Below are 16,389 nucleotides of genomic sequence, written 5' to 3' on the forward strand. Positions count from 1 at the left end.
ACACGCCGCCCAGGAGAGTTCCCAGGTGACGCCGGTAATGTGGGCCCGTCGGCTCTGGACACCGCCTCACAGGCGGATGGGTTTGTGAGTCCAAGGGGCCGATGGTGAGCGCCGCTCGGCGCACATGACCATCACATGAATGGCCCCGGCCGACGTTGTTCCCGGGATGCTCGAGCGTGCGCGCTCGGGCGCTGTTCTCGTGCGAGAGAACCCAGAAGGACATCCCATGCCCAAGAATAAGAAGCCCGCCGGCGGGCGCCCGGCGCAGAATTTCGACCCCCGGTACGCGAGCGGGTCGAAGCGTCGGCCCGGCGAGTCGTCGGCGGGAAAGCCCGGCAGCCGCAGCCCGCATCACCGTGGATACCGCGCCGCCGAGACCGCCGCACCGCAGAAGGCCCGCTGGGGCGCACAGGAGCGCGCGGGCCGTGACGAGGCGCGGGCGATCCGCGCCGGTGCCGACCGTCGCCGCTTCGACGACCGGCCGCAGCGCGAGGGTGAGCGCCGATACGGCGACCGGCCGCAGCGCGATGGTGAGCGCCGGTACAGCGACCGTCCGCAGCGCGATGGTGAGCGCCGATACAGCGACCGCCCGCAGCGCAGTGACGACCGCCGGTACGGCGACCGGCCGCAACACGCCAGTGCGCAGGAACAGCGTCGTTTCGACGACCGCCCGCGCCGGGACGACGACCGTCGATACAGCGACCGCCCCCAGCGGGAGCAGCGCTTCGGCGACCGTCCGCAGCTTCGATTCGAGGATCGCTCGACACGTCGCGACGGCGAGCGGCGCTTCGAGGACCGTCCGGCGCGACACAGCGAGCGTCCGACGTTCCGTGACGACCGGCCGCGCCGGGACGAGCGTCCGACGTTCCGTGACGACCGCCCCCGCCGCGACGACCGGCCGCGCCGGGACGAGCGTCCGACGTTCCGTGACGACCGTCCGCGCCGGGACGACCGGCCGCGCCGCGACGACCGCCCCCGCCGCGACGACCGCCCCGCGCGCGACGCCCAACACGAGGACCACATCGACGTCGTGCACGAGCGCCTCCAGGCCGAGGCAGTGCAGGCGGATGTCGCGGCCGCGGCATCCTTCGAAGAACTCGGCCTCGGTCAAAACATCGTGCGCGTGCTCTCCGAACTGGGCGCCGAGCACCCCTTCCCGATCCAGGCCGCCACGATCGCACCGATCCTGAACGGGACCGACGTCCTTGCCCGGGGCCGCACCGGTTCGGGCAAGACGATCGCGTTCGGCGCGCCGCTCGTGGAGTCGATCCTGCGCAGTCAGGCCGGCCAGAAGCGGGAGTTCGGGCGTGCGCCGAAGGCCCTCATCCTGGCTCCGACCCGTGAGCTCGCACTGCAGATCGACCGCACGGTGCAGCCCATTGCTCGCAGCGTCGGCCTGTTCACGACGCAGATCTACGGCGGGGTGCCGCAGGCGCGTCAGGTCGGCGCGCTGCGCAAGGGCGTCGACATCATCGTCGGCACGCCCGGGCGTATCGAAGACCTTGTCGACCAGGGCAAGCTCGACCTCTCCGAGGTGCGCATCGCGGTGCTCGACGAGGCCGACCACATGTCGGAGCTCGGGTTCCTCGAGCCGATGCAGCGCATCCTGCGCCTCGTCGCCGACGGCGCCCAGAAGCTGCTGTTCTCCGCCACCCTCGACCGCGAGGTCGCCGCGCTCGTCGACGAGTTCCTCGTCGACCCGGCCGTGTACGAGGTCGCCGGCGAGGACCAGGAGTCGAGCTCGATCGACCACCGGGTCCTGGTGATCGACCACCGCGACAAGCCGGAGATCCTCCGCTCGCTCGTCGACCGTGACGGCAAGACGCTGGTGTTCACGCGCACCCGCGCGTTCGCGGAGATGCTCGTCGAGCAGTTCGAAGACGCCGGCGTGCGCGCCGTCGCGCTGCACGGCGACCTGAACCAGGCACGGCGTTCCCGCAACCTGCAGCGTCTGACCGACGGGAAGGCGAGCGTGCTCGTCGCGACGGACGTCGCGGCCCGTGGCATCCACGTCGACGACATCGACCTGGTGATCCAGGCCGACGCGCCGACGGAGTACAAGACGTACCTGCACCGCGCGGGCCGTACGGGGCGGGCGGGCCGGGAGGGCACCGTCGTGACGCTCATCCCGCGCATGCGCCGTCGTCGCATGGCGGAGCTGCTCGAGCGCGCCGAGATCGATGCGCCGTTCATCGATGTGCGTCCCGGCGACGATGTGCTCGAGGAGGTCGCCGGGCGTCAGATCGACCCGATCCTGGCCGACTGACCCGGCCTGGCGGTGAGGAGCGGGCCTTCCCACAACGGCGATCGTCTGCCATGATGACGCCGAGGCGTTTGTAAAGACGCATGGCGTAAACCCGGCGCCCGCGTCGAGCTCGGCACCCCCACCGAGCGTGCGTGCGACCGAAGGAGTTTGCGCCCGTGTCATCCCGAAAGCCCGTCATCGTGGCGGCCGTCGTCTCGATGCTGGCTCTCGGCGGCCTCGCGGCGCCGGCGTCCGCCGCCGAGCTCGCTCCCACCGCCGCATCCGACCACGCCCCCACCACCACGATCAACGGCTACCGCAGCGTGGGCTACTACGGCGGCTGGCAGGCGACCGGCGGCGCGAAGGCGACGCTGAAGCGTCTGTTCGTCGACACCCCGGCGGCGAAGAACATCACGCACCTGAACTACGCCTTCGGCAACATCGCCGGGTCGCAGGAGGCTCTCGACTCCGCGCGCAAGAGCGGAGCCCAGGGTCTCGACGGGGTCAAGCCGTACACGTGCTTCATCTCCGACCAGACCGCTCCCGCCGCGGGGCAGACGGACGCCGCGGGTGACGCCGCCAGCGACTTCGTGCGGTCGTACGCCGCGGCGGACTCCGTGCTCGGTGTCGCCGACACGAAGAAGCAGAAGCTGGCCGGCAACTTCAATCAGCTGCGGGAGCTGAAGCGGCTGTACCCCGACCTCAAGGTCAACATCTCCCTCGGCGGCTGGTCGTGGTCGAAGTCGTTCTCGAAGGCGGTGTCGTCGGCCGAGAGCCGGGCGGCCCTGGCCTCGAGCTGCATCGACCTCTACATCAAGGGCAACCTGCCCGCGATCGCCGGCCGCGGGGGAACCGGTGCCGCCGCCGGCATCTTCGACGGATTCGACCTCGACTGGGAGTGGCCGGGTGCGCCCGACTGGGCGCAGGAGGTCGGCAACACCGTCGACGAGGTGCACGACGCGGCGAACTTCCTCGCGTTCGTGAAGGAGCTGCGCACGCAGCTCGATGCGCTGTCCGCCCAGACCGGGCGCTCCTATGAGCTGTCGGCGTTCCTGCCCGCGAGCCCGACGGTGATCAGCGCCGGTGGATGGAGCGCGCCGGAGCTGTTCCGCTACCTCGACTACGGCAACCTGCAGGGGTACGACCTCTGGGGCTCGTGGGCGGACACGACCGGATACCAGGGCAACATCTACGGCGACCCGGCGGACAACTGGGGTCTCGGTCTCGACACGATCGTCGCGTCGTACACGCAGGAGGGCGTCGATCCGGCACAGTTGAACCTCGGGATCCCGGAGTACGGGCAGGGGTGGAAGGATGCCACGGCCCAGCCCTGGGCGTCGGGCACCGGCATCGGGCAGCTGTCATGGGATGCGTTGAAGGCGCGCGCGCTCGAGATCCACCACGACTACACCGCCGCCGGCGACTTCAACGCGACGTGGGGCTTCGACCCGAAGGCGAAGGAGTTCTGGTCGTTCGACGACCCCTTCGCCGTGGCGGAGAAGGCGAAGTGGGCGACGGGGCTCGGTCTCGGCGGGATCGACTACTGGGATCTCGGACAGGACGTGCGCGGGGATCTGCCGGCAGCGGCGACCACGGTGCTGCGCGCCGGCGCGCACGGGCCGGTTGCCGGCTCGCCGGCAGTGTCGTGTCCCGACACGCCCCGGGCGTCTGCGTCGGCCTGGAACGCGCAGGAGACGTACCGGGCGGGCGACCTCGTCTACCTCGACGGGCACGTGTTCGAGGCGCGGTGGTATGCGAAGGGCGAGGTGCCGGGCGACTCGGCGACGGGTCCCTGGAGCACCTACACGGCGTGCGGCGTCGACCCGTCGGTCGTCCAGGACTGGGCGGCGGACCGCGTCTACAAGAAGGGCGATGTCGTCACCTATCGGGGCATCACCTACACGGCGAAGTGGTGGACCCGCAACCAGGTGCCCGGCACGACCTGGGGGCCGTGGGAACGCTGACGTCTGACGCCGGCGAATCGGAGCCCATCAGAACAGGCGCTCCGCTCCCCGCACCGGCTCCGAGACCGCCGCAGCGCGCCCTCGAGCGGTGACGACGATCGGGGAGCGCGGGGGCGCCGGTAAGCGTCGCGCGCCTCGCGGTTCGTCCTCCTCGGCTCGGCCGTCGAGTCCGTGCGCACGCAGCAAGGGGCGTACGCGCTTGTTCAGCCACGTCCGGTAGCCCTGCGGCGCGTAGACGGCCGCGCCGGGGTAGAGCCCCAGGTACGACGAGACCAGTTCTGGATGCTCCCGCCGGAGCCATTGCATGAACCACGGCTTGACGCCAGGGCGCAGGTGCAGCGCGCCGAACACCACGCGGACCGCGCCGGCGGCCCTGATGCGCGCGAGAGCGGAGTCGAGCAGCGGGATCGAGTCGGTGAGATGCGGGAGGATCGGCATGAGGAACACCGTCACGGCGAAGCCGGCATCCGTCGCCGCCCGCACCGTCTGCAGGCGCGCCTCGGTCGTCGGCGTGCCTGGCTCGACGGCGTGCTGGAGAGCCTCGTCGAACACGGCGATCGACATCGCGAGCGTGACCGGCACGCGCGTCGCCGCCTCCGTCAGCTGCGGGAGGTCGCGGCGCAGCAGCGATCCCTTCGTCAGGATCGAGAACGGTGTGCGCGATTGCGTGAGGGCATCGATGATGCCGGGCATCAGCCGGTAGCGGCCCTCGGCCCGCTGGTAAGGATCGGTGTTGGTGCCGAGCATCACCGGCTCTTTCTTCCACGTCCCGCGCGCGAGTTCCCGACCCAGCACGTCAGCGACGTTGACCTTCACGACGATCTGCGAGTCGAAGTCGTGCCCCGCGTCGAGATCGAGATACTCGTGCGTTCCCCGAGCGAAGCAGTATGAACATGCATGGCTGCAGCCCCGATACGGGTTCACCGTCCAGTCGAAGGGCATGGACGAACCGCCGGGCACGTGGTTCAACGCGCTCTTCGCCATCACCTCGTGGAACGTGACGCCGGCGAACTCCGGGGTCGTCACCGATCTCACGAGGCCGTCGATGTGCTCGAGGCCCGGCAGGGCCGCGGCATCCGCCACGCCGAGCTCCTGTCCCTGCCACCGCATACCACGATGGGAACAGAGCTGCGAATTAGTGTCAAGGTAGAGTCGAACAAAGTTCGACAGGCGTGTCTCCCCTGGTCCCCACAGCTGGACAGGTGAATAATAGGGCGGGTGACGGTTCCCGACCCGCACGATTCCTCGATCGCGCATGCGCCGCTGACCCGGCGTGCCCTGCGCGAGGCACGGGAGCGGGAAGCCGCGGCGGGTTCCGATTCGCACACCGGTCCGACCGCTCATCCGCCGATCTTCAAGGCTCCGCCTCCGCCCGCGGGGAGCGGTCCCACGCATCTGCCACCGCTGATCGTTCCGCCCGTCATCCCCCTCATCACGCGGGAGGGCGGCCCGCGGCTCGCCCCACGTCACGCCCGACGGGTCGAGCCGTCGCGGGTCGGGGCCCGCATCACGATGGCAGCCGCATCCGTCCTCGCGCTCGCGGTCGGCAGCACGAGCGCCACGCTCGCGTTCACCGGCGACTCCGCACCGAAGAGCACCAGCGCCGCCGTGCAGGTCGCACCGACGCGAGCCGCCGAACTGCCGCTGCGTGCAGTCGTGGTCGGCCCCGACGGCGTGGCCGCCCAGTCGCCGACCGTCACCGGCGGGACGGACGGGGAATTCTCGATGCGGGTGGCGCCGGCATCCGTCGAACTCTGTGACCTTCCGGCGTTCACCACCGCTCTCGCCGCACGAGACGACAATGCCGCCATCCGGGCAGCCGGCGGAGCGGAGAAGTTCCGCACGGCCGTCGCCACCGGGCAGGCTCCGTGCGTGGCGACCGATGATCCCGCTCATGTGTGGGCTGTCGTCGACAAGAAGCAGGCTCTCGACCCGATCGACTACGCCCCCGCGCGGCGCAGCAAGCCCGCCGGGGTGCGCAGCCTCGACGGCGCCGGGCTGCGGTCCGACGCATCCGCCGCCCTCAGCAGGCTCGTCGCGGCGGCGAAGCACGCCGGCGTCGGCGAGATCGCGATGAACAGCGGATACCGCTCCTACAAGACGCAGCACTCGAACTACGGCGTGCAGGTCACCGAGCGGGGGACGAAGGGCGCCGACCTCGTCAGCGCCCGGCCTGGCTACAGCGAGCACCAGACGGGGCTCGCCACCGACGTCGTGGCGTGCGACGGAGGACAGTGCGGCACCCTCGACGAGCTCGCCGGCACGCCGCAGGGCGACTGGATCGTCGCGCACGCGTGGCAGTACGGATGGGTCGTCCGCTACGAGAAGGGCCAGACGGACGTGACGGGCTACTCGCCCGAGCCGTGGCACCTGCGCTATATCGGCACCGATCTGGCGAGGGTGTACCACGCGGGCGGCTTCCACACGCTCGAGGAGTTCCTCGGCCTTCCCGCGGCGCCCGATTACGCCCACTGAGCGGCCCTCGCTCCGCCGATTGTCGATCACGCGCAGAGCGCGCAGGGCGGCGCCGTGTTTCGTTGTGGCCGGTACTGAATGCCATATCGAGTGACACTCGATGCCGCGTAGGATCGACCGTGCGGCGGCGTCACACCGTGCCGTCCGCTCGATGAGGAGAGAGGTTCGCCCGCCATGGAACGGGAGATCTACGACGAGGACCACGAAGCGTTCCGCGACGTCGTCAAGGAGTTCATCAAGCGCTACGCCACGAACGAGAAGCGCGAGAAGTGGGATGCCGACGGCGAGATCGACCGCGAGACGATGCTCGCGGCCGGTGAGGCCGGCATCATCGGACTGTCGGTCCCCGAGGAGTTCGGCGGCGCCGGAATGCTGCAGGACTACCGCTTCCGTGCGATCGTGCTCGAGGAGACGATCCAGTCGGGCAACGGATCCCTCGCCGGCGCGTTCGGCATCCAGGACGACCTCGCCGTGCCGTATCTCGTGCACATGGGCACTGACGAACAGAAGCAGAAGTGGCTGCCGAAGATGGCCACCGGCGAGGTGCTCGGCGCCCTCGCGATGACCGAGCCCGGCGCCGGGTCCGACCTGCGGGGCATCAAGACCACGGCCAAGAAGGTCGACGGCGGCTACCTGGTCAACGGCGCGAAGACGTTCATCTCGAGCGGCAAGACCGCCGATGTCGTGGTCACCTTCGTCAAGACCGGCGAAGGCAACCGCCCCGACGCGTTCAGCCTGGTGCTCATCGAAGACGGCATGGAGGGCTTCGAGCACGGCAAGAAGCTCAACAAGGTCGGATTCCACGGCTGGGACACCGCTGAGCTGAGCTTCACCGACGTTTTCGTCCCCGACGAGAACCTGATCGGCGGGGTCGAGGGCAAGGGCTTCATCCAGCTCATGATGAACCTGCCGCTCGAGCGCCTCTCGATCGGTGTCGCGGCCGCCGCGGCGGGCGAGGCCGCCCTGAAGTGGACGCTCGACTACACGCTGAGCCGGGATGCATTCGGCCAGCCCGTCGCCGACTTCCAGAACACGCGCTTCGCGCTCGCCGACATGGCGACGACCGTGGACGTCATGTGGGCCTACGTCGACCGCGCGATGCTGCTCTACAAGGACCGCAAGCTCACGCCCGAAGAGGCGGCGAAGGTCAAGTTCTGGGCGACCGAGCGCGAGTGGGAGCTGCTTGACCAGGGAGTGCAGCTGCACGGCGGATACGGCTACATGCTCGAGTACCCGATCGCGCGCGCGTGGACCGACGCCCGCGTGCACCGCATCTACGGCGGCACCAACGAGGTCATGCGCGAGATCGTCGCGCGTCAGGTGACCGGCCGCAAGTAGCCGGCTCAGGCGATGACGGATGCCGCGACCCGCGATCGTGCGGGTCGCGGCATCCTGTTCTCTCCCTCTTCTACGCCGTGCATCAACGCTGTTCACGTGGCGGACCGCCGGGGACCACGAGCGCTGCGATGCTCGTCAGGCTGCGATGCCTCATCCGACGGAGACAGGAACGGGTGCGGGCAGCGCGAGGTCGTCGTCGGCCTGCGTGAACATGCGGCGCACCAGCGGACGCAGCGGGCGTGACAGCATCACCCGGGTCATGGCGCGCGACATCGCCGCCTCGAGACGCGTCGCCGGAACCATCCGCCGGATGCCGCCGCCGGGGATCTTCTTTCCCCGCTCGGCGAACGGCGCGATGTCGTCGGCGTACTGAGCCAGCGCCGACTGCGGGTCGGATGCGCCACCCGCGATGCGCTCGGCCAGCAGGTAGGCGCCGATGAGCGCTGTGGCGGTGCCCATCCCCGTCATCGGCGACCCGCAGGATGCCGCGTCGCCCAGCAGGGCGACGCGGCCCTTCGTGACGCTCGGCATGTCGACCCGCACGAGCTCGTCGAAGTAGAAGTCCGTCGCCGTGCCCATGGCGTCGAGGATCTCCGGAGCGCGCCATCCCGCGCCGTCGAGCAGTCGGCGGATGAGCGCCTCCTGCGCAGCACGGTCGCCGCGCAGCGACCGGTCTCGGTCCACGCGCAGCGTGAGCATGGCCTTCGCCGTCGCAGGGTCGAGGTCGGGACGGATGGCGAACGTCGCGCCGGGGACGAACCGCATCGCAAACCATCCGGGCTCGACGTCGGCGGGAGTCGGCATCGTGAAGAACGCGGCGTAGCCGCCGAGGCTCGTCGTGTACTGCTCCTCCGGCCCGAACGCCAGCCGGCGGGTCGCCGAGTGCACGCCGTCGGCGCCGACGACGACGTCGAATCGCTCGGGATCGCCGTTCTCGAACTCGACGTCGACTCCGTCGGGATCCTGCACGAGCGAGACGAGCCGATCGCCGAAGTGCAGGTCGAGCAGGCCGGGCTCCGCCTCGGAAGCGCGGGTCAGCTCCGCCATCAGGACGTCGCTGAGATCGCCACGGGCGATCTCGATCTCGGCCACAGCGCCCTTGCCGTCGAACGCGGCCATCGACATCCGCCCGAAGACGCGACCGTGGGCGTCCACATAGGCCAGTCCCTCCTCGTGCAGGCGACGAGGCTCGATGCCGGGCATGAGGCCCATGCGCTCTGCGACCTCGCGGCTCGCGCCCCGCAGATCGACGGCCTGCCCGCCGGCGCGCGGAGCGGCCGCCCGCTCGACGAGGACGACGGGCACCCGGTGGCGCACGAGCTGAAGCGCCAGGGTCAGCCCGGCGATGCCGGCGCCGGAGACGAGGACGTGGGGAGAGGTGCTGAGGCTGGTCATGAGTGCTCCGATCGAGTAAGACGTTTGTCTGATACATCTGTTTAACAGACGAGTCGGACGTTTGTCTAGCACGTCCGTCTGATTCTTTTGCTAGGCTTCCGGCATGGGAAACCGCGAAGATCTCCTCGCCGGTGCACGACGCGTGATCCTGGAGCAGGGGGTGGCGAAGGCCACCGCCCGCGAGATCGCGACGGCGGCCGGCGTGAGCCTCGCCGCGATCGGCTACCACTTCGGATCCAAGGAGCAGCTGATCACCGAGGCCCTCATGCAGTCGCTCGGCAGTGGGATCGGCGACGCGATGGAGGAGATCGTGGCCGAATCGGCCGGGCAGCCGCTGCTCGCCGGGTTCGCTGCGCTGTGGAACCGGATGCCGGAGGTGTTCCGCGCGAATCGCGAGACGCTCCTCGCAAGCCTGGAGAACGCCGTCCGGGTGCTGCGCGACGGCGAGGCGAGCCGCCAGCTCGCGCTCGCCACGGGCGAGGGGTACGCGGGGATCGCCGAGCACCTGCGCGCGGCCCGGCCCGGCCTCGATGATGCTGACGTCGAGACCGTGGCGAAGCTGGACTATGTCCTCGTGCAGAGCCTCGGCATCCTGTGGCTCATGAGCCCCGACGCGATCCCGACCGGCGACGAGCTGGCTCGCGCCGTCGCCGTGATCGCGGCTTCGGACTGAGGCGCCGCCCGGAGCTCCGGCGGAGATCTGCCGGAGCATTCGTCGGGTTCTGAACGCTCACAGAAGGAACACTCAGCGCGGTCTGGGCTCTCTTTGTCCTTGCGGAGTGCTTACTGAGTGAAGGAAAGGCCCGCGCGCACCGCTGCCACATCCGGAAGATCGCCACGCGAGCTCAAGCCGGGAGGCTCAGCATGAAAGTCCACTCCTCCGGCGCGTGGCGCCGGCTCCTGATCCCAGGAGTGCTCATCGCCGCCGCATCCGTCTCGCTGATGGGATGCAGCGCAGGATCGGCCAGCCCGAGCGGCGCCCCGAACGCGCACGCGCCCGGCAAGTCATCCGACACCATCTCGTGGGCATTGCCGCCCGCGACGGTGCCGAACTGGATCTGGCCGTTCTCGCCCATCGCCGACTTCAGCGTCACGAACTCCGAGATGCAGCTCATGATGTACCGCACCCTGTACTGGTACGGCGACAACGGCAAGACCGGCGTCGACGATTCGCTGAGCCTCGCCAACGAGCCGACCTACAGCAACGGCGGCAAGACCGTGACGATCACGCTCAAGCCGTACAGCTGGTCCAACGGCGAGAAGCTCACCGCGCAGGACGTGCTGTTCTGGATCAACATGGACAAGGCCGAGAAGGCCGACTACGCGGGATACAGCCCGGGGCAGTTCCCCGACAACATCGTCAGCGCGAAGGCCGAGAACGACACGACTGTCGTGCTCACCACCGACAAGGCCTACAGCCAGCAGTGGTTCCTCATGAACCAACTGAGCCAGATCACGCCGATGCCGATGGCCTGGGACATGACGTCGGCCACCGCGAAGGGCGACTGCGCCACCGACGTGAGCGGATGCAAGGCCGTGTTCGCCTACCTCACCGCCCAGTCGAAGGACCTGCCGACGTACGCGTCGAGCAAGATCTGGTCGGTCGTCGACGGACCGTGGAAGCTGTCGAGCTTCAACTCCGACGGCCACGTCACGTTCGTGCCCAACAGCGACTACTCGGGCCCGCAGAAGGCGCAGGTCAAGCAGTTCAAGATGGTCCCGTTCACGACCGACACCGCGGAGTTCAACGTCCTGCGCGGCGGGAGCACGATCGACGTGGGCTACATCCCCACTCAGGACATCGCGAAGGCGAAGCCCGCCTCGAGCGCCCCGAACGCCGCCGGTCCGAACCCGCTGAGCGACGACTACCAGCTGCTGCCGTGGTTCCTGTACGGGTTCAACTACTTCCCGATCAACTACAACAACCCCACCGTGGGGCCGATCTTCAAGCAGCTGTACTTCCGTCAGGCGCTGCAGTCGGTCGTCGACCAGAAGGGCATCATCTCGTCGACCGCGAAGAACTACGGCGTGGAGACCACCGGACCGGTGCCGCTGTTCCCCGACAGCCCGCTGGTGTCGCAGACCGAGAAGCAGAACCCGTACCCGTTCAGCATCGCCAACGCGACGAAGTATCTCGCCGACAACGGCTGGAAGGTCGAGCCGAAGGGCACGACCACGTGTGAGAAGCCCGGCACCGCGACGGGCGACTGCGGTGCGGGCATCGCAGCCGGCCAGGCGCTGACGTTCTCGCTGCCGTATGCCAGCGGCAACGCGACGATCGACACCGCGATGGCCTCGCTCAAGTCGAACGCCGCACAGGTCGGAATCACCCTGAACCTCAAGCCCGAGCCGTTCAACTCCGTCACCGCCACGGCGGTGCCCTGCAGCGGCAAGAGCTGCACGTGGGAGATGGGCAACTGGGGCGGCGGCTGGGTGTACGCGCCCGACTACTACCCGACCGGCGAGCTGCTGTTCGCCACCGGCGCCGGATCGAACTCCGGCAGCTACTCGAGCCCCACGCTCGACAAGCTGATCGCCGCCACGAACACGCAGAGCGGCACGGCGGTGATGCAGGCGTACGAGGACTACATGGCCAAGAACGTGCCGGTCATCTACCAGCCCAACTACACCTACTCGCTCACCGAGGTCGCGAACGGGCTGAAGGGCTACACCGACAACAACCCCTACGGCTCCATCAAGCCGGAGGACTGGCACTACTGATCAGCACCATGTGACGGGCACGGCCGAGGGAGGTCAGCGATGATCGGATACATCGTCCGCCGCCTCCTACAGGCCGTGCTCGTCGTCTTCGTGGTGACGGTCATCGTCTTCCTGCTGCTGCACTCGCTGCCGGGCGGGCCGGCCCGGGCGATCCTCGGGCCGCGCGCCACCCCGCTGCAGATCGCCCAGTTCAACACCGCGAACGGGCTCGACCAGCCGCTCATCGTGCAGTACTTCACCACCGTGGGCGGATGGGTGCGCGGCGACTTCGGCTTCTCGTACGTGCTGAACCAGTCGGTCGCGTCGCTGCTCGCCGAGCGACTGCCGAAGACGATCATCCTCGCGGTGCTGTCGCTCGTGCTCACCGTGATCGTCGCGATCCCCATCGGCATCTGGCAGGCGGTGCGGCGCAACGGCCCGTTCGACTACATCGCGACGGGGTTCTCGTTCGTGTTCTACGCCGCCCCGACGTTCTTCCTCGGGCTCATCATGATCGAGATCTTCTCGTCGCGGCTCGGCTGGCTGCCGCCCGAGGCGCCGCAGTCCGACGGGGTGGGACCGATCTTCCAGCAGTTCGACGCGATGATCCTGCCGATCGTCACCCTCGCGCTCCTGGGCATCGCGGGTTTCTCCCGCTACATGCGCTCCTCGGTGCTCGACAACGTCAGCCAGGACTACGTGCGCACCGCGCGTGCGAAGGGCGCCCCATCGTCGCGGGTGCTGTGGCGGCATGTGCTGCGCAACGCGCTCATCCCGATCATCACGCTGCTCGGCCTCTCGCTGCCCGCCCTGTTCGCCGGCGCCCTCATCACCGAGTCGATCTTCAACTTCCCCGGCATGGGGCTGCTGTTCTGGCAGGCGGCGCAGCAGTCCGACTATCCGGTCGAGATCGGCGTCGTCATCATCACCGCGTTCGCCACGGTGATCGGCAATCTCCTCGCCGATGTGTCGCTGGCGGCCGTCGACCCGCGGGTGACGCTGTGAGCGTGCAGGTCGGTTCGGCCACGCCGCTGGAGCCGGCGGGGGATGCCGCGGCCGCCGCGGGTCCCGCGGTCCCCGGCGTCCTGCATGGCAAGCCGAAGAGCCTGCTGCGGCTCGGCTTCGAGGTGTTCGTGCAGAACCGGCTGGCAGTCGCAGGACTCGTCGTCGTCGTGCTCGCCGTGCTGTTCTGCTTCGTCGGTCCGCTGCTGTACCGCACCGACCAGGTCACGGTGGACCTCACCGCTGCGAACCTCGCGCCCGGAGCGGCCCATCCGCTCGGCACCGACGGCTCGGGATACGACGTGCTCGGCCGGCTCATGGTCGGCGGGCAGACCTCGCTCATCGTCGGCTTCGCCGCCGCGGCGATCGCGACCGTGGTGGGCACCGTGTGGGGAGCGATCGCCGGGTTCTTCGGCGGCGTCGTCGACGGCGTCATGATGCGGATCGTCGACGCGATCCTCGCGATCCCGATCCTGTTCCTGCTCCTCTTCCTCGTCACGATCGTGCGCCCGTCGCTGCCCGTGATGATCTTCGTGATCGGGCTGACGGCATGGCTCGTGCCCGCCCGGCTCGTGCGGGGCGAGTCGCTCACGCTGCGCGTGCGCGAATACGTGCAGGCGGTTCGGGTGATGGGCGGGTCGTCGTGGCGGTCGGTGACACGCCACATCATGCCGAACGTCGTGGGCACCGTGATCGTCAATGCGACGTTCCAGGTCGCCGATGCGATCCTGCTGGTCGCCTACCTCGGCTACCTCGGCCTGGGCATCTCGCCGCCCGCGACGGACTGGGGCGGGATGCTGAGCGACGGCACCCAGTATGTGTTCCTTGATTACTGGTGGCTCATCTACCCGGCCGGGTTCGCCATCATCATCGTCGTGGTCGCGGTGAACCTCGTCGGCGACGGCTTGCGCGACGCCGTCGAAGTGCGACTGCAGCGGCGGTGAGGGAGGGACGATGGCGCTTCTCGAGGTCGAGGGGCTGAGCTGCGACATCCGGCTCAGCAAGAGCACCGTGCACGCGCTCGACGATGTCTCGTTCACGGTCGATGCCGGCGAGACGGTGGGGATCGTCGGCGAATCGGGATGCGGCAAGACCATGACCGCGATGTCGATCGAGCGTCTGCTGCCTCCCGGCGGCCACATCGTCGGTGGCCACGTGCGCTTCGACGGTCAGGACCTCGTCACGCTGCCCGAGTCGCGCATGCAGGCCATCCGCGGCGGCGACATCGGCATGATCTTCCAAGACCCGATGACGAGCCTGAATCCCGTGCAGACGATCGAGGAGCAGGTGGCCGAGCCGCTGCTCCTGCACCGCGGTCTCTCGCGTGCCGAGGCCCGCACGCGGGTGCGCGACATGCTCGGACTCGTCGGCATCCCGAACCCCGACCAGCGGATGCGCAGCTACCCGCATCAGCTGTCGGGCGGGCAGCGGCAGCGCGTGATGATCGCCATGGCGCTCATCTGCCGGCCGAAGCTCCTGATCGCCGACGAGCCCACGACGGCCCTCGACGTGACGGTGCAGAAGCAGATCCTCGAGCTCATCGACTCGTTGCGCGCCGAGTTCGGCATGGCGGTGATCCTCGTCACACACGATCTGGGCGTGATCGCGGGCCGCGCAGACCGCGTCGTCGTGATGTACGCCGGCAAGGTCGTCGAGAGCGCCGGCACCGTCACGCTGTTCCACGAGCCACGACACCGCTACACGGAGGCGCTGTTCGAGGCGCTGCCCGAGCGCGTCGCGGGCACCGGCGAGAAGCTGTACTCGATCCCCGGCCTTCCCCCCGATCTCGTGGATCCGCCGCCCGCGTGCCGGTTCGCCCCGCGCTGCCGGTTCGCCGTGGAGCAGTGCCGCACTCAGGTGCCGCTGCTCGAGCCGGTGCCGGCTGACGACGGCCCGCACGAGTTCGCGTGCTTCGTGCCCCGGCTCGAGTCGATGCCGACGCCCGGCGAGGTGATGTCGGTCGCGCCGGGGGAGGGCGGGGAACCGGCTGCGCCCGCGACCGGGAGCGCCCGGCCCGATCCCGCGGCGCCCGGGAGGGCCCGACCGGAGCCGGCCGCGCCGGCGACCAGCGACGACCGGGAATGGGTCGCGCCGACGCGCTTCATCCCCGACGACGGAGCGCCGCTGCTGCGGCTGAACGGGCTCGTCAAGGACTTCCCGGTGACGCGGGGCGCGCTGCTGCGCCGTCAGGTCGGTGCGGTCAGCGCCGTCGCCGACGTGAGCTTCGAGCTGGCGCGGGGGCACACGCTCGGCCTCGTCGGCGAATCGGGATGCGGCAAGACGACCCTCGGGCGCCTGGTGGTGGGGCTCGAACTGCCGACGGCGGGCGAGATCCTCTTCCGTGGGCGTCCCATCGCACACCGGCGCGGTCGCGACGCCCGCGAGGACCGGAGCAACGTGCAGTTCATGTTCCAGGACTCGTATGCCTCGCTCGATCCGCGGATGCGCGTGCGCGGCATCCTGCGCGAACCGCTGGAGATCCAGCACGTCGGCACGACGCGCGACCGCGACCGCCGCGTCGACGAGCTGCTGGAGGACGTCGGACTGCCGGCGCGCGCCGCGGAGCGGTACCCGCACGAGTTCTCCGGCGGACAGCGACAGCGCATCGGCCTCGCCCGGGCCCTCGCTCTGCAGCCCGCGCTCATCGTGGCCGACGAACCGGTGTCGGCGCTCGACGTGTCCATCCAGGCGCAGGTGCTGAACCTCATGAAGCAGCTCCAGCGCGAGCGCGAGCTGACCTATCTCTTCATCAGCCACGACCTCTCGGTGGTGCGCTACCTCTCCGACGTCATCGCCGTCATGTACCTCGGCAAGATCGTCGAGATCGGTCCCGCTGCCGAGGTGTACGCCACGCCCCAGCACCACTACACGCGAGGCCTCATCGACACGATCCCGGTCGCCGACCCAGGCATCGAGCGGGCCAAGGCGAAGCTCGGCGTGCGTGGAGAGCTGCCGTCGGCGATGGATCCGCCGAGCGGCTGCCGGTTCCGCACCCGGTGCCCCGCGGCGCAGGAGATCTGCGCGCGGGTCGAGCCTGTCCTCCGCATCGGGGGAGGCAGCGCGCAGGACGGCGGTGGCATCGTGCCGAGCACCGTGCATCGGGTGGCGTGCCACTTCCCGCTGAATCCTGACACGGCCGCAGCCCGGTCGCTGCCCGGCGGCCGGCGGATCGGGCTCGGCGCCGTCCACACGACGAGCCGAGGGCTGCGCGCTGCACGATGACGCGGGCACACCCGTCCCCGACCGGCGAGCCGGCGCCGGCCCCTTCGA

The 16,389-nt window shown here is 69.5% G+C and carries 11 protein-coding genes; 9 read left to right on the top strand and 2 right to left on the bottom strand.

Translation table 11 applies throughout. The features are described 5' to 3' along the window. The first annotated feature begins 226 nt into the window (after nt 1-226). Entirely contained in the window at nt 227-2,266 is a 2,040-nt protein-coding gene (locus AC3RX1_RS10430) for a DEAD/DEAH box helicase (protein WP_491501170.1), read from the top strand. Between the two features lie 155 nt (nt 2,267-2,421). Further along, a complete protein-coding gene (locus tag AC3RX1_RS10435) occupies nt 2,422-4,209 on the top strand; it encodes a glycosyl hydrolase family 18 protein (protein WP_491501171.1) in 1,788 nt (595 codons plus the stop codon). A 27-nt stretch (nt 4,210-4,236) separates the two neighbouring features. On the opposite strand, the gene AC3RX1_RS10440 is transcribed toward AC3RX1_RS10435, so the two are convergent. Continuing rightward, a complete protein-coding gene (locus AC3RX1_RS10440; protein ID WP_491501172.1) occupies nt 4,237-5,319 on the bottom strand; it encodes an Rv2578c family radical SAM protein in 1,083 nt (360 codons plus the stop codon). Nucleotides 5,320-5,427: 108 nt separating this feature from the next. Between AC3RX1_RS10440 and AC3RX1_RS10445 the strand changes: the two genes are divergently transcribed. Together AC3RX1_RS10445 and AC3RX1_RS10450 are read left to right on the top strand one after the other, a co-directional pair. Beyond that, nucleotides 5,428-6,684, top strand: a complete 1,257-nt coding sequence (locus AC3RX1_RS10445; protein WP_491501173.1) for a M15 family metallopeptidase — start codon at nt 5,428-5,430, stop codon at nt 6,682-6,684. Between the two features lie 174 nt (nt 6,685-6,858). Beyond that, entirely contained in the window at nt 6,859-8,022 is a 1,164-nt protein-coding gene (locus AC3RX1_RS10450; protein WP_491501174.1) for an acyl-CoA dehydrogenase family protein, read from the top strand. Between the two features lie 150 nt (nt 8,023-8,172). Here AC3RX1_RS10450 and AC3RX1_RS10455 read toward each other — a convergent pair whose 3' ends face one another. Then, nucleotides 8,173-9,417, bottom strand: coding sequence for an FAD-dependent monooxygenase (locus tag AC3RX1_RS10455; RefSeq protein WP_491501175.1), 1,245 nt, complete (start codon nt 9,415-9,417; stop codon nt 8,173-8,175). Nucleotides 9,418-9,520: 103 nt separating this feature from the next. Here AC3RX1_RS10455 and AC3RX1_RS10460 point away from each other — a divergent pair, with 103 nt between their 5' ends. The 5 genes from AC3RX1_RS10460 to AC3RX1_RS10480 all read left to right on the top strand — a co-directional run bounded on the left by AC3RX1_RS10460 (nt 9,521) and on the right by AC3RX1_RS10480 (nt 16,341). Beyond that, entirely contained in the window at nt 9,521-10,090 is a 570-nt protein-coding gene (locus tag AC3RX1_RS10460; protein ID WP_491501176.1) for a TetR/AcrR family transcriptional regulator, read from the top strand. A gap of 191 nt (nt 10,091-10,281) precedes the next feature. Then, complete coding sequence (locus AC3RX1_RS10465; RefSeq protein ID WP_491501177.1) at nt 10,282-12,138, top strand: ABC transporter substrate-binding protein; 1,857 nt, start codon at nt 10,282-10,284, stop codon at nt 12,136-12,138. A gap of 39 nt (nt 12,139-12,177) precedes the next feature. Then, on the top strand, nt 12,178-13,122 hold the full coding sequence (locus AC3RX1_RS10470) for an ABC transporter permease (protein ID WP_491501178.1): 945 nt from the start codon (nt 12,178-12,180) through the stop codon (nt 13,120-13,122). Further along, nucleotides 13,119-14,063 carry an ABC transporter permease gene (locus AC3RX1_RS10475; RefSeq protein WP_491501179.1) on the top strand — a complete coding sequence of 315 codons (945 nt, stop codon included), beginning with the start codon at nt 13,119-13,121 and terminating at the stop codon, nt 14,061-14,063. Before AC3RX1_RS10470 ends, AC3RX1_RS10475 begins: the two co-directional genes overlap by 4 nt. Nucleotides 14,064-14,073: 10 nt before the next feature. Next, nucleotides 14,074-16,341, top strand: coding sequence for an ABC transporter ATP-binding protein (locus tag AC3RX1_RS10480; RefSeq protein ID WP_491501180.1), 2,268 nt, complete (start codon nt 14,074-14,076; stop codon nt 16,339-16,341). Nucleotides 16,342-16,389: the final 48 nt, after the last annotated feature.

The organism is Microbacterium altimontanum (genome assembly GCF_058349865.2).

Coding starts and splice junctions, on each gene's coding strand:
- AC3RX1_RS10430 (WP_491501170.1), top strand. CDS start 227: ATGCCCAAGAATAAGAAGCCCGCCGGCGGGCGCCCGGCGCAGAATTTC.
- AC3RX1_RS10440 (WP_491501172.1), bottom strand. CDS start 5,319: ATGCGGTGGCAGGGACAGGAGCTCGGCGTGGCGGATGCCGCGGCCCTG.
- AC3RX1_RS10450 (WP_491501174.1), top strand. CDS start 6,859: ATGGAACGGGAGATCTACGACGAGGACCACGAAGCGTTCCGCGACGTC.
- AC3RX1_RS10455 (WP_491501175.1), bottom strand. CDS start 9,417: ATGACCAGCCTCAGCACCTCTCCCCACGTCCTCGTCTCCGGCGCCGGC.
- AC3RX1_RS10460 (WP_491501176.1), top strand. CDS start 9,521: ATGGGAAACCGCGAAGATCTCCTCGCCGGTGCACGACGCGTGATCCTG.
- AC3RX1_RS10465 (WP_491501177.1), top strand. CDS start 10,282: ATGAAAGTCCACTCCTCCGGCGCGTGGCGCCGGCTCCTGATCCCAGGA.
- AC3RX1_RS10470 (WP_491501178.1), top strand. CDS start 12,178: ATGATCGGATACATCGTCCGCCGCCTCCTACAGGCCGTGCTCGTCGTC.
- AC3RX1_RS10480 (WP_491501180.1), top strand. CDS start 14,074: ATGGCGCTTCTCGAGGTCGAGGGGCTGAGCTGCGACATCCGGCTCAGC.